This is a genomic window from Nostoc parmelioides FACHB-3921, from assembly GCF_014696625.1.
In the GTDB taxonomy this organism is placed as follows: domain Bacteria; phylum Cyanobacteriota; class Cyanobacteriia; order Cyanobacteriales; family Nostocaceae; genus Trichormus; species Trichormus parmelioides.
In genome coordinates this window covers 1-13,056 of the sequence record NZ_JACJQL010000108.1, presented here as the reverse complement: position 1 = coordinate 13,056, position 13,056 = coordinate 1, and the positions used below count along the sequence as shown (strand labels likewise).

Sequence of the window (13,056 nt, the reverse complement as noted above, 5' to 3'; positions counted from 1 at the left end):
TGGAAAAATAAATTTTCTACTTTCACTATTTTTGCGAAGTATAAAATGGATATCTGCTTCGTGAAGCATAATGTGAGCTAAAAGCTCATTTTTTCATTCAAGTCACAAAGGCTTAATTGATTCTCTCTACAAGCTTTATCCCAATTAGCCTGATACTCATCTAATTTAGAATTTAGATGACCAATCATCACACTATTCTCAATCTTGGCGTGACCAAGACTATTGATAGTATTTCTGGCTTCTCGTAACTCATCTTTTAGGTGCTGTAATTCCTCAACAAGCTTTGTTGATTGACTTCTATATCCATCACAATATCTAATTACTTTATGTAAGTTACTGCCAGCATTCTTTAACTTGTCTTCAGCCGTATTTATTAACCTTTGCGCCCTGGTATCTACAATCAAATGAGTAATGAAGGTGGCAGGAATTGCACCTAGAAGCCCAATAGATATTAGTTTGGCTATATCATCACTGTAAGCTTTTGAGGAGATAGCCAAGCCAGCGAATAGACCTAAAGCAGTCAAGCTAAAACCGTGTATTGGTTTCATTTTAATACCTCCAAATAATCACCCAATTGAGCCTTGAAACTGGTCATTTTACCCTCAATCTCAATTGTTTTTAATCGCAATTCTTCAGCCTTTAATTGAGATTGTTTAAGCTTTTGGGCTAACTCATCCTTGCTATAAACGGCGATATTTGTATCTGTGACTGTCTTAATTTGGTTGACATCTAACGTTACTGATTTTTGAGATGTGACTTCTTTCTGTGACAAATAATCAAGATAATTACCCCTTACTTTCTCGATTTCTGTGGCCGCTTGAATACCTGCACCAATGGCTTTTGAGTGTTTACCAACTACGGTAAATTTCTCACGGGTAAGGTCGAGGGCTGCACCAGTTAACTTCAATGCTCTGGTAGCACCTTCATAAATTTTCATACCCTTATCTAATTGGGCTTCTGTAACTTGTGGGATGCTTTCAGGAGGATTAAGCGGGTCAGAAATTTGATACTTTTCAGGGTGAAAAGCTGGCATCATTCCTGGTATCAGTTCGGGGGTAATTGTCAATAATCCAGGGATGCGACTGTCTATTGCAGTGGGGGCAGATGTGGAATTATTAACAGTAGTTGCAGTTTTATTCCTACCTGCCAGTTTTTCAGCTACAGCTTGGGCGGCTTCTTTAGTGCGGTCAATTTTAGCCATTGCTTAAAAATTTTCTGGTACTAAGTAGAGCTTGATATTTAATTTCTAGCTGCCTAAATGCCTTATCGATTTCACTAAATTCAAGTGCTAACGCCTCATCAAGGTCATATTTTTCAAGCACTTGATTTAGTTCTTTCTCGTCTGTTTTTGCATCCTCAATTTGGCGGTCTAGTTCGTCCATAGTGGTACTATTGAGGTCATCGAATTTACAGAATATAGCGGTTGAGCTAGACAACCGCTATTTACTACTGGCTAAAACCTTCTCTATTCAATCTTTCTAAACTGCAAGTTGTCGCTTCATGTTGCAACGTGTTAAAGAACTGAGAAACATCACTCAAAGTTACATCACAATCGAACTTCAACACTTTAAATTGTGGATGTTGTCTAATTTCTCTTACTAGCTCTTGACTTTTGGCAATCAATTCTGGCAGTGGTAAAGCGTTCATAACTATCTCTAGAAGATGTAGGATTTGAGTGTATTTTCCCTTTGGGGATTTTACAAAGCATCGAGGGAGCGTAATCATTTACGCTCTTTTCCTCTAGTAGCAATTGGCATATTCACCTTGCAAAATTACGTTGATAGTTACACACAAAAAATTATTGAAACCATCAAAAAACTTGAGCATATTTTCCTCAGTGAATCAGGTTGAATATTTTCTCTAGACCAGTGTTGAGAATGTCGAGAGGGAATAAGACAACATCAACTATGCGACGCTGTTTAACTTTCCCAGTACGCTGTTAATCTCTGCATTAATGTCAGTAGTATCTGGGGTAAACTGTGGTGATTCTTGGGCTAGTCCGGCTAAATCTCTAATCACGCCTACATACCCTTGCTTTTGACCTTGCCAGCGTTGGTTAATACCTTCTGCTAGTTCCGCATCCCTTACAGCCAAGTTATTGAGTACAAGGGCGTTTCTTACTTGTAGGATGCCATCGACGGCGGCGATTTCCTCAGTCGCTTGCTTGGCTACCATCTCAACCAGAGATAAGCCACTATTGGGCGTTGGAGATTGGGCAGAATTGGTTAAATGTTGCTGTGAAGCCTGGGGTACTATAGTCGATTTTGGTGGCTCGTGTGTGGCTGTCTCTAATGCTTGCTGTGTGGGAGTTTCATAAGATTCTAAATTTTCAGTGTGTGCTGGCAATTGTAGCTGTTGCTGTTGCTCTAATTTTTTAGCTACTGCCTCAAAATCAAGACTAGATAAGGTTTTTGTACTGTCGAAGTCATCTGGGCGAATATCGATGAGTGCAAGTCTGAGGGCTTGTTCATTGGTCTTTAGTTGCTTGACGGCGGCGGCTATCGTCATTGTGTTGCTATCTGTTGCTGTCTTGGTTTTGGTGGTTCTAGTCATGATTTACGCTCTCTTTTTTATTTGTAATTGCTGGAATGCTTGCTGATAGCGGTATCTAGAGAAGTCGTTCGGATTTTTGAGGATATAGCCCTTAACCCGTTCACTCCGTCGTACTTGAGCCATAATTCGACCTACACGGCTTAAAACCCATGCTTGATAGGGTGATAAGGGTGATTCCCTGTCTATACTTCCGTCGTGGGCCTTGGGGTAGGCATTGCGAAAAGATTCAATGCGCCAGAAGGCTATGTTTTCCCAAGTGCAAAGGGTAGAACGGCTTACACCTAACAACTCAGCTAAATGTGTCTTGGTTGCTGGAAATTCTAAAAATAAATCGAAATCGGTGGAATGTTTGCAGCGTCTAGGTTTCATGCTTCATACAGCAATAAACATGAATTGATGGTTAATTAGCCAAGTATCGATAAATTACACAGCATAATTTAGCGTCAAATCGCTAAACCCCCTTCACTGCTTAACTTTGGGGTACTCGTAAGACGCTAATTAATAGCTGGTTGTTGATCGATTGCTTATAGTGGTATCCTAATGGCTAGGAGGTTCACCTGTCAACCAAGAGGTTATAATATTAAACTTAAGAGTTTTCTGGAAGATAATGGATGCTAAGTAACCCACTTAGAACTATGCCTTCTAGCAAGCCAAAGGTACAAATCAGATTTGAGGATGAAGATTTTCGTTATTTGGAAGATTGGGCAAAATCCGAATTTATACCCATCACTCAACTATGTAGACAGTTAATTTTAAAAGCAGCAGAACAAAAAAGAAGGGAGGAAGAAAAATCAGCATGACAGACGCACAACGATTAGACCATGTTGAGGACGAATTAGAAACGGTGAAACAGTTACTTGTTTCCACCGCAAGATATGCGGAATCCTCAGATCGAAAAATTGATCGGCTAGCCGAACGACAAGATTTAACCCAAAGACAGCTAGACAGTTTAGCTGTCACCGTTCAAACTATGAGTGAAAAAGTTGACAGCTTGACTACGAAAATCGACAACTTTGTTGAGACAACTACAGACTTTGTTGAAACAACAAAAGCGAGAAACGCTGTATTAGATGGAGTGGTTCTTAGGCTTGACGAAAGCCAAGCCAGACTAGAGGCTAGTCACGCATCAACTAACGCTGCGGTGGATAGATTAGAAAGAATTTTAGAACAACTAATTAGGCGCAACGGTGGCAGTAGCCTATAAAAGACATACCACAACAGCCAAGCAGACTTAACCTGCTAAATTAGTCAGTTTAACTAAGTGTTTTTCCCAAATCTTAATATTTCTTAAGTTATTAATACACTTGAAGCTCGATACTACAAGCCAAAAATAGCTTAATTTGGAAAAGTAAATCTAATTAGGAAAATAAAAAAAATTCGAGAGCAGTCATTCCCTTAGCAAGCCGCATTTCGTAAATAGTTTGGACAACGAGTGAGTCGTTTGTACAAAAATTCTATGCAGCAATAACGTTTCTCAGGCGTTAGCGTAGGACAACCACAATCGAACTTACCAAATAAATTAATTTCTTACAAACTATTGTACAAAATGTATGGCAAGTTGTCATACCTAGTATGGCTACTAGATGACTGCTCTTGAAAAACAGAAGGAGCAGCCATATATGAAAATATCAACTTCAATAGATAAGTCTGAAAATACAGGGTCGAGAATATCCCCCCCCATATATTATTCAAGAAAAGCTTATCTGATAAGCATTATAGCAATATCCCCCCCCTATAAGCAATTACAGAAATGCAATCAATTGATGCAAGAAACACATAGGGGATGGATAACCTTATCCTTTAAAAGCCTTGCTAAAAGCCAAGTTGCACAGAATTTCTACAATTTCATAAACCAAAAAGTTAGTGTTTGGGTATCCCCCCCCATATATAAGATTTATAAACCTTATCTAGATTACTTTCTAGCAATATCCCCCCATACCAATAAATTAGAGAGCTTTAAGAGATTGGCTAGGGAGGTGGCAGTATGAATAGTTGCCAAGTATGCGGCGGCGAGTTTTGGCTAAATGTGGTCAGCGATCGCAGTTTGGAAGCCAAATATTTACGGGCTGGCTGTTGCGATTCTCCATTGAGTCCATGCCCTAGCCCGGATGAGTTACTGCGATCGTCCAGCATCAACTTAGAAGAAAGGCTATATCTCATTAAAGTAGCCAAGCTTGAGTGGTTTAGCGGTCAAGTGGCTGCTGTACTTCTCCAGATTGAAGGCAAAGTAAAGGCGGCTGGGGAGGTGGCAGTATGAATACTTTTCCACAGCATTCAAAAATCAAGAGCAACAACTTAGAAAATAATGGAGGGGTGAAAATGGCTACCACTGCTACAGTAGGGCAATCTGCCAAACAAAATAGATTTGAGTCTCTTGACGATTTTAAGGCTTTTGTGCGGGATAAATTTATTAATGGCAGTGGTATTGATCCAAAATTGTTTGATGCCTGCGTAGAATTTCACCAAGATATAGAAACCGCTTACCCTGGTAGCGATTGGGAAGCGCCAATACATGAGCAACTGGGATGGACTTGGAAGCGATTTAGGAAACAAGCCAACGAAAATATTTATGCTGCTTTTTTGATGAATGAAGATGGTAGTTTGTGGCAAGCTATTGTTAGCATTTGGGACGAAGATAAACAGCGTCCATACAGATATTTAGCACCAAAAGGCAAGGGCGACAGAGCATTTATCCCTAAAATTCCTCAGTCGATTTGGAATAAAATTGCAAAACGTTACGGCAAGCCTATTGCTGAGAATATTTCTTTTTGGGAGTGGTTGAAAGAGGTAGAAATTCCCCGAATCATAACTGAAGGTGGCAAGAAAGCCCTATCAGCAATTAGTCAAGGGTACGCTTGTATTGCTCTTTATGGTTGTCGATGTGGTGTTAAAAAGAGTGGGGATTTAATACCAGAATTAGAAGCATTAGCGACAAATCAAAGTAAATGGTTAATTGGCTTTGATAAAGACAAAAAACCCAGCGCACAGAAATCGGTTAGGCTAGGAATTAAACGTATTAAGAATACGTTATCTATGCTAAACTCTCACACTATTTCTATGAACTGGGATGAGGATTACAAAGGAATTGATGATTTAATTACTGGCAAAGGTAGCGCGGCTTTTGATGCTGCTTATGGTGAAGCTATAGCAAGGCTAGAAGCATCTATCAGCCCTAAAGAGGCAGGAATCTCACAATCAAAACTAGCTGAGGAATTATCAGAAAGGTATAGGAATCGATTAGCGTGGCACGTTGGTAATAAATGTTGGTATGAGTATGAACGAAAGCTAGACGGTGTATGGTGTGAAATATCAGATGAATTGGTAGCCCGGATGGTGATTGCTGAAGCTAAAAACCGTATTGGTGCTACTTTTAAATATGATTTTGTGGCAGGGACGACTAAATTTTTGAAGGCAGATTTAGCCGTTGAGGAATGGGAGGAGCAACAAGGATTAATCCCAATGCGTGATGGAGTTTTAAACCCTAAAACGCTGGAATTGATGGAACATTCCCCCGGTTATCGTTTCTTGTGGCAACTGCCCTACAGATGGGCAGATAGAGCAATTGGGCATGAGCCTATAAGTAACTGGCTAAATGAAACCATGAAGGGTGATAAAACTTTAGTCCAGTTGTTACGCGCATACCTTAAAGCTATTGTTTGTGGCAGATATGATTTACAAAGATTCTTGGAATGTATCGGGCCAGGTGGAACAGGTAAGAGTACATACCAAAGGCTAGCGGTTGCGTTGATTGGTGAAGAAAATGCCACCGTTACCACGCTTAAGCAGTTAGAAGGTAACAGATTTGAGAGTGCATCCCTGTATGGTAAGCGATTAGTATTAATTACCGACTCTGAGCGATACGGCGGCGAAACTGCCACGCTAAAGGCTATCACGGGAGGGGATGAGGTCAGGAATGAGCGTAAGGGCATCCAGCAGACTAGAGGCTTTAAATTCCCTGGTATGGTTTTGGTTGGCGCAAATGAACCAATCCAAAGCAGCGACTACACTAGTGGTTTAAGACGGCGGCGGCTAACCGTTCCCTTTAATAATCAAGTAGCTCCACATCTGCGGCGGAATTTAGAGAAAGAGTTCCAGCCGTATCTAGCAGGGGTGTTGCAGTGGGTCTTGGAACTGCCAGATGAGGAAATGACCGCGCTAATTGTTGACACCGCTAATTCTGTTAGTTCCCTCAATACGTTTAGTGCCGAATTTTTGCTTGACACTAACCCATTAGCCGACTGGCTCGAAAATTGCTGTATTCGGGATGAGAAAGCTAAAACATACATAGGGACTCTTGACAAACCAACAGAGCATTACCTGTATGCAAATTATGTTAAGTGGATGGAGGGAACTGGAAGCAAGCCAGTAAGCTTACGGCGTTTCTCTGATTGCGTGGTCGATTTGTGTAAGAGTCAGCTAGGAATGGGCAATGTAAGCAAGTTTAGAGATCCCCAAGGTGTTTATATCTCTGGTATAGACATCCGCCATGCAGGCCACAGTAATGAACCACGATTTATTACAGGTGTGGGGGAAGAAAAAACCCAGGCGATCGCTTCTCCTGTGATTGAAGAAACACAACCAGAAATTGAAGCTAAACAAATAGAAATATTGCCCACACTGGAGGAGCAGAAACAAGCGCAATTGTGCCAAGAAGTTGCACCGCAATTAGAGCAAGGGGATAAGGTTGTTTATCAAGGCATAGAAGGCGAAGTGATGACCATAAATGGTAATCAGGTTTTTATCGATTTTGGCGATCGAGCTTGTTCAGTTTCAATCAATGAGGTTGTCAAAGTTGAATAACAGATGAATCTTTGGAATATTTAGCCGTATATTTTGAGGTTTGCGAAACTCCAGAAATGTTAGACGAGTTAAGAGCGATCGCACCTGCGGCGGCTTAGTCATTGAGATAAAATTAAGCAAATTACTATCAAATTTTCTTAAATTTTGTCTTTAACTCCGATTCAGAATGAAGCATTATGTTTGTTGGCGGCTGGCTATTCTAGAGATGAAGTAGCCGGAAAAACTGGTGTGAGCAAATCAACAATAAACAGATGGGTTACTCAGCCAGATTTCAAAACAATGCTACGCAATGCTGTGATTCAAGTTTATGACGCGGCTATAGCAGAATTAGTTAGCGGGAGTAGAGAAGCAGCGAAGGAATTAAAATCTATAATTACCGACCCTGATACACCAAAAAGGGTAAAAGTATCAGCCATTCAGGTATTATTAACAACGGCAGCAAAAGCGAAAGAATCAGCACTTGAAGAAAGGCTAGAAGCTATTGAGACGGCGCTAGATGGTAATATCAGCAGCGAAGATTAGAGCATTAGAAAAAAAAGCCAAGGCGCACTTGATAGGGCAAAACACTTTTAAATCTGTGCCTAAAGAGTGGGAAGCCTTTGTGAAACTTTGCACCATAAGAAGCGGTGGTAAAATGGTGCAATTCATACCTTATGATTTCCAGAAAATATTAATCAAATTACGCCAAGATTATCCCAATATTGTAGTAATTAAAAGCCGTCAAGTTGGTTGTACTCAAGCGATTGCAAGCGATGATTTAAAAGATGCTTGCACCAATGCGGCAAGTAGTTCAGTTTTTTTTATGAGAAATGGCGATGATGTTGGAAGCCTAAGCCGACGTATAAAACAAATGTTGCATGGTTTGAGAGAGTACGTATTACCAGCGAATGATAGTGTTGGCTATATAAAGATAAAAGCACTTGGCGATATTTATATTAAAAATTCATCAAAAGAAGGTATTAGAAGTTTAGATTCAATTACAAATCAAACTTATGATGAAAGTGCCTTTATTGAAAATATAGAATCAATTTACGCGGCTTCTAATGCGGCTTCTGCATTGGTTGGCGACAAAGTAAAGAAGATGATTATTTCTACTCCATCAGCCAAAATGGGATGGTATTGGAATCAATTAAGCCAGAATAATAATGAAGATATTGAGGAGATTTGCAAGCAGGTAGCATCAGGAGATTTATATAAAGATATTCCAGGTTTTTATTACTTTGTTGATGCGGCTGGAGCTTTAAAAGTTGTTCTACATTGGCGTTGTCACCCAGTTTATACACAAATTGATAAAGAATATCCAGGTGGTTATTTAGCTTACAGGATGAAGCAAGATAATTGTGATGAAGAAATAGTATTAAGGGAGTACGATTTAAGATTTATTGATTCATCTGTTGCAGTCTTTACCAGTGATTTAGTTAGAGCTTCAGCAGTCGGAGAGTGGGAAAATGAGCGCGATATTACAGCAGAATATTTTATTGGCATCGATACAGCTACACTTGGTAGTGATTATTGTGTAGCAATAGTTTTAAAGAAAAAATATAATTTATATTCAGTCGTTGCGATGTATCGCAAGAGGCAACAAACAAGCGTTTATAACTTATTCGAGATTGGCAGGTTAATAGAGCAATACCGCCCTGATAAGGTAGCGATTGAAATTACTGGCGGTGTAGGTAGCTTATATCTTGAAAGCCTAGTGAGAGAATTTCCCGGCTATAGCTTTGAAGCAATTAAAACGACTGGGGATTCAAAACCAGCAATGATATCTGGCTTACAATTAGCACTAGAAAAGAATAGCTTAGTATATCCAACTAAAAGCCCTATTAAAGACGAGTTATTATCATTCAGAAGGTTAGGAAATAAGCTAGAAGCATCATCAGGACAATACGATGATTGTGTTATGTCTTTATCTTTTGCGTTATTAATTGCAACTAACTACACATCGGAATGGAGTTTGATTTGATGGAAGAAGTTGTAGCTTGTTTCTATTCATTTTCTGAGTCTCAAATTTTAGTCGGTGGAGTTGATGAACTAGGAAATTTAATTATTACGCAAGGATGTTTACATAGAAAAATACCGATTTCAGAATGTGCAAAATTAGTAATTAAAATTTCTAATTATACTCATAGAATTTGGATTAATAAACATGAGCCTTTTAAAAAGGCATTGGCTAAACGTGGTGTGGAGGGTGAGGTAGATTTTAGTCAAGAGGATGTGGAAGCTAAAGACTTATTTTTATCTTTAAAGCACACTGGAAAAATCAAAATGTGTCCCAATCTTGAGGCGATAGGCAGTCAATTTAGTTTGTCCTCGCAAATCCTAATTAGAGCATTGCTAAATCCTTTAACTGGCGTAAATCGAGGGAGTATCCCGTTTGATTCTGTCGTGTATTTCAATCGCTACGGAGAAATAGATATGCAAGCCGAACTCCGGGAAGCCTTAAAGGAATGGGATGTGTAACGATTTTGAAATATTTGAGATATTTTACATAGCAAAAAAACAATGACTTCTGAATTACAAATTTTGTATTCATGCGATAACTATCAAGTTGTTGGTTACTTTGTTAAGGCTCATATTGCGCCAGGAGATTTACTAGAAGCTGCTATTGATTACGACTCAGACCCAGATTTTATTGAGGAACATCTTAGTGCTGCTGATGTAAAGCAGGAATACTGGGAGATGGACGAATGGAGCGATGACGAAGGGGATGAATACAACAGATTGGAAAAATACATCCAATCAAATCAGCACGATGGATTTCCTGTCACAGTTTTGTATCTTGATTCATCTTTTCAAATTTAGCGATCGCACCCAAGAGATGAATCCAAGCCGCCGAGAGGTGGCTTAATTTTGCGATTCTAGGCGGATCAAAAGCAAAAAGCAAGGGAAATGTAGCTTCAGCTTCAGATAGGGAATTTAAGGGGGTCGTTGCTGGCGGGTGAAGAATGCGATCGCACCATACCCCCACATTACCCACTAACACCCCACCAGGAGATAGCCTAAGTGGGGCTAATTTTGGGCATTAAGCAGCCTCTAGCTATTCAGCAGTGAAATACAAGTCGATATAGGGCTACTTCTCCCACAATGCCCTACAAAGCATAACCACTACGTTTTGAAGTGGGGAAAACTGCCCTTTGTAGGATTCATGTAGGATTATTTGGGTTTTATGTAGGGTCAATGTAGACTAAAATCCTTATACTGTAGGAACTGAAGGGTATGTAGGATATTTTATTCCTTGTGAGATTAAAAAAAAAGTATGTAGTGTAAGACTACTTATAAACATAGTTTTTTCTAGAAAAAAAACTGTGAGTGGTAAAAGTACCTTCATATCCTACATAGTCTGCACAATCCTACAGTGCAAGGGTTTTGAAGACCGTCAATCCTACATCGACTCTACATTTATGTAGGATTAATCCTACATTCCTACATTTTGCGGCGGGAGACGTGGCGTTAGCCGCCGTCGTTGGGCATCTACGATGCTATTCAAGGGTGAGGGATTGGGGAAGTAGCCGACGGTTGGGTGCGGAGGGATGCAATCACCCATCTTAGAATTTTTTTCAGACAATTCGATAAAATTCTACGTCTCAGATAATTTCAATAACAATTTATCAGCAACAGATATTAAAGAGTAGTGTTGTTTAACATTAGGGTAACTTTGGTTCATAGCTAGAAAAATTGCTAACTGAGATTGAAGTACACTGACCAAGTTCATCCCAACTAAAACTAAGGTAACTATCACTATTTAATGATTGGACAACTGGTAATAAAGCAGGGCCACTGCCAAGGCAAGTTACCAATGTTGCAGAATTTCTTGCTGTACATTTTATCAAAACAGAATTACCAGAATTAAATACACCACAACCAATATAATCTACGTTATTTGAACTATTTCGGACAGTACCTAAAGCCCCACTAGCTTTTCTAGACTGAGTTGAGATGGTAAGACTTGGCGTAAGTTTGTATCCTGCCAATACTTGTTTAGGAATAAAAGATGTAACTAAAATTATGCCTATAATTCCTAAAGATTGAAGAAATTTCATATAGTTTTACCCTATTTATTAACTCATTGACACTCTAGATTCAGTTGCAAGGTTCAGCATCTGCGTATTAGGCAGCAAACAGGTTGTTAAAATGGTTAATTACCTTGCTAATGTTGGTAATTCTACAATTAACACGGCAACTTTAATAAAATTGATTTACTTAATCAATTGAAATTTATACAGACTACCGAAGAATTGCTCACACAAACAAAAGCAGAATAGCGATCGCCCCTCCTCCTTCACCCATACAAGATATCGCCATAAAGTTTTAAGCCGCCGCGTAGGTGGCTTTTATTTTGGGCTAGAGCAAGGATAGGGGGCAAATTTTATGTTTACTATGTTCTGAAGGTTGAGAGGGCTTGTAGGGCATTGTGGGAGAAATAGCCCGTAAACCAAAATCACTATGTTTTGAAGTGGGAAAACAGCCCTCTGTAGGATTCATGTAGGATTATTTGGGGTTTATGTAGGGTCAATGTAGGCTAGAATCCTTGTACTGTAGGAACTGAAGGATATGTAAGATATTTTATTCCTTGTAAGATTTTTTTGAGAAAAAATGTATGTAGTACAGAACTACTTGTAAACATATTTTTTCTTATAAAAAACTGTGAGCGAAGAAAGTGCCAACACATCCTACATAATCGCTACAATCCTACAGTGCAAGGGTTTTGGGCGTTGGCTATCCTACATCGACTCTACATTTATGTAGGATTAATCCTACATTCCTACATTTGGCGGCGGTCAGTGGGGATTGGGGAGGGTGGCGGCGAAAATCACAGCCGTCTTTTTTTTGTGGGGTGGTCGGTTGTTAGTTAGAGCGAAACGCGGCGATAGCCGTCGTCGTTGGGCATCGTAGATGCCAGTCCAAGGGTCAGGGAGTGAAGAATGCGATCGCAAATGCGCCTGGAAAAATCACAGACTCAAATACTGATTGTTGCGTAGGTGTAGTTATTCATTTGGAAAAGTGGGGAAAAGTCAGGAGACGCGGCGATAGCCGCCGTCGTTGGGCATCGTAGATGCCAGTCCAGGGTTAGGGGATAGGGAAATAAGGAAGAGGCGGCGACGGTCGGTCATTGGTCATTAGTCATTGGGGAATGGGGAATAGGGAATAGGGGAAAGGCGGCGGTTAAGTGCGATCGCCTGTGGAATTTTTGTGGGAATGTGATTGCTCAAAAGCCAACTTTGTACAGTAAATACAGGTAAGCGGACAAAGTAGCACAGACCAACAACTTTGTACAGTAAATACAGGTAAGCGGACAAAGTAGCACAGACCAACAACTTTGTACAGTAAATACAGGTAAGCGGACAAAGTACCACAGACCAACAACTTTGTACAGTAAATACAGGTAAGCGGACAAAGTACCACAGACCAACAACTTTGTACAGTAAATACAGGTAAGCGGACAAAGTAGCACAGACCAACAACTTTGTACAGTAAATACAGGTAAGCGGACAAAGTAGCACAGGTATCTAAAACCCTTGTGGGGTAAGGCTTTTGGATGTATGCGGACAAAGTTAGACAAGAGGACAAAGATAGAGTAACTTTGTACGCTAGTCCAAACAAGAGGACAAAGATAAGAAATCCTGATAACAAACTTTGTACACACCCAAACCCAACTGGACAAAGTTAAGGCTGTATAGATTCTATACAGCCTTAACTTTGTCC

The 13,056-nt window shown here is 39.9% G+C and carries 19 protein-coding genes; 9 read left to right on the top strand and 10 right to left on the bottom strand.

The annotated features are described in order from the left end of the window. Positions 1-77 precede the first annotated feature (77 nt). The 6 genes from H6G14_RS31160 to H6G14_RS31130 all read right to left on the bottom strand — a co-directional run bounded on the left by H6G14_RS31160 (position 78) and on the right by H6G14_RS31130 (position 2,922). Entirely contained in the window at positions 78-548 is a 471-nt protein-coding gene (locus tag H6G14_RS31160) for a hypothetical protein (RefSeq protein WP_190572621.1), read from the bottom strand. Next, positions 545-1,201: a hypothetical protein gene (locus H6G14_RS31155; RefSeq protein ID WP_190572620.1), complete on the bottom strand. Its 657-nt coding sequence runs from the start codon at positions 1,199-1,201 to the stop codon at positions 545-547. The genes H6G14_RS31160 and H6G14_RS31155 overlap by 4 nt, the downstream gene beginning before the upstream one ends. Then, the gene (locus H6G14_RS31150) at positions 1,194-1,382 is read right to left on the bottom strand and encodes a hypothetical protein (RefSeq protein ID WP_190572619.1); all 189 of its coding nucleotides are present in this window, start codon (positions 1,380-1,382) and stop codon (positions 1,194-1,196) included. The genes H6G14_RS31155 and H6G14_RS31150 overlap by 8 nt, the downstream gene beginning before the upstream one ends. 64 nt (positions 1,383-1,446) lie before the next feature. Beyond that, positions 1,447-1,647 (bottom strand): hypothetical protein, encoded by a 201-nt coding sequence (locus H6G14_RS31145; RefSeq protein ID WP_190572618.1) that lies wholly within the window; start codon positions 1,645-1,647, stop codon positions 1,447-1,449. Positions 1,648-1,905: 258 nt separating this feature from the next. Next, entirely contained in the window at positions 1,906-2,553 is a 648-nt protein-coding gene (locus H6G14_RS31135) for a hypothetical protein (protein WP_190572616.1), read from the bottom strand. Positions 2,554-2,556: 3 nt separating this feature from the next. Beyond that, positions 2,557-2,922, bottom strand: a complete 366-nt coding sequence (locus tag H6G14_RS31130; RefSeq protein ID WP_190572615.1) for a hypothetical protein — start codon at positions 2,920-2,922, stop codon at positions 2,557-2,559. A gap of 266 nt (positions 2,923-3,188) precedes the next feature. Between H6G14_RS31130 and H6G14_RS31125 the strand changes: the two genes are divergently transcribed. The 9 genes from H6G14_RS31125 to H6G14_RS31085 all read left to right on the top strand — a co-directional run bounded on the left by H6G14_RS31125 (position 3,189) and on the right by H6G14_RS31085 (position 10,155). Then, the gene (locus H6G14_RS31125; protein WP_190572614.1) at positions 3,189-3,353 is read left to right on the top strand and encodes a hypothetical protein; all 165 of its coding nucleotides are present in this window, start codon (positions 3,189-3,191) and stop codon (positions 3,351-3,353) included. Next, positions 3,350-3,757, top strand: coding sequence for a hypothetical protein (locus tag H6G14_RS31120; protein WP_190572613.1), 408 nt, complete (start codon positions 3,350-3,352; stop codon positions 3,755-3,757). Before H6G14_RS31125 ends, H6G14_RS31120 begins: the two co-directional genes overlap by 4 nt. A gap of 379 nt (positions 3,758-4,136) precedes the next feature. Then, positions 4,137-4,541, top strand: a complete 405-nt coding sequence (locus H6G14_RS31115; protein ID WP_190572612.1) for a hypothetical protein — start codon at positions 4,137-4,139, stop codon at positions 4,539-4,541. Beyond that, positions 4,538-4,810 (top strand): hypothetical protein, encoded by a 273-nt coding sequence (locus H6G14_RS31110; RefSeq protein ID WP_190572611.1) that lies wholly within the window; start codon positions 4,538-4,540, stop codon positions 4,808-4,810. Before H6G14_RS31115 ends, H6G14_RS31110 begins: the two co-directional genes overlap by 4 nt. Further along, entirely contained in the window at positions 4,807-7,353 is a 2,547-nt protein-coding gene (locus H6G14_RS31105; RefSeq protein ID WP_190572610.1) for a phage/plasmid primase, P4 family, read from the top strand. Before H6G14_RS31110 ends, H6G14_RS31105 begins: the two co-directional genes overlap by 4 nt. A 144-nt stretch (positions 7,354-7,497) precedes the next feature. Further along, complete coding sequence (locus H6G14_RS31100) at positions 7,498-7,875, top strand: helix-turn-helix domain-containing protein (RefSeq protein ID WP_190572609.1); 378 nt, start codon at positions 7,498-7,500, stop codon at positions 7,873-7,875. After that, the gene (locus H6G14_RS31095; RefSeq protein WP_190572607.1) at positions 7,850-9,316 is read left to right on the top strand and encodes a phage terminase large subunit family protein; all 1,467 of its coding nucleotides are present in this window, start codon (positions 7,850-7,852) and stop codon (positions 9,314-9,316) included. Before H6G14_RS31100 ends, H6G14_RS31095 begins: the two co-directional genes overlap by 26 nt. Continuing rightward, the gene (locus H6G14_RS31090) at positions 9,316-9,813 is read left to right on the top strand and encodes a hypothetical protein (protein ID WP_190572605.1); all 498 of its coding nucleotides are present in this window, start codon (positions 9,316-9,318) and stop codon (positions 9,811-9,813) included. The genes H6G14_RS31095 and H6G14_RS31090 overlap by 1 nt, the downstream gene beginning before the upstream one ends. Before the next feature lie 42 nt (positions 9,814-9,855). After that, on the top strand, positions 9,856-10,155 hold the full coding sequence (locus H6G14_RS31085) for a hypothetical protein (protein ID WP_190572603.1): 300 nt from the start codon (positions 9,856-9,858) through the stop codon (positions 10,153-10,155). On the opposite strand, the gene H6G14_RS31080 is transcribed toward H6G14_RS31085, so the two are convergent. From H6G14_RS31080 to H6G14_RS31065, 4 genes are all read right to left on the bottom strand, one after another. After that, positions 10,118-10,330: a hypothetical protein gene (locus H6G14_RS31080; RefSeq protein ID WP_190572601.1), complete on the bottom strand. Its 213-nt coding sequence runs from the start codon at positions 10,328-10,330 to the stop codon at positions 10,118-10,120. The genes H6G14_RS31085 and H6G14_RS31080 overlap by 38 nt on opposite strands. Before the next feature lie 438 nt (positions 10,331-10,768). After that, positions 10,769-10,897, bottom strand: a complete 129-nt coding sequence (locus H6G14_RS34135) for a hypothetical protein (protein ID WP_277884346.1) — start codon at positions 10,895-10,897, stop codon at positions 10,769-10,771. Positions 10,898-10,997: 100 nt separating this feature from the next. Then, positions 10,998-11,393: a hypothetical protein gene (locus tag H6G14_RS31075; RefSeq protein WP_190572599.1), complete on the bottom strand. Its 396-nt coding sequence runs from the start codon at positions 11,391-11,393 to the stop codon at positions 10,998-11,000. A gap of 1,077 nt (positions 11,394-12,470) precedes the next feature. Then, complete coding sequence (locus tag H6G14_RS31065; protein ID WP_190572594.1) at positions 12,471-12,797, bottom strand: hypothetical protein; 327 nt, start codon at positions 12,795-12,797, stop codon at positions 12,471-12,473. Positions 12,798-13,056: the final 259 nt, after the last annotated feature.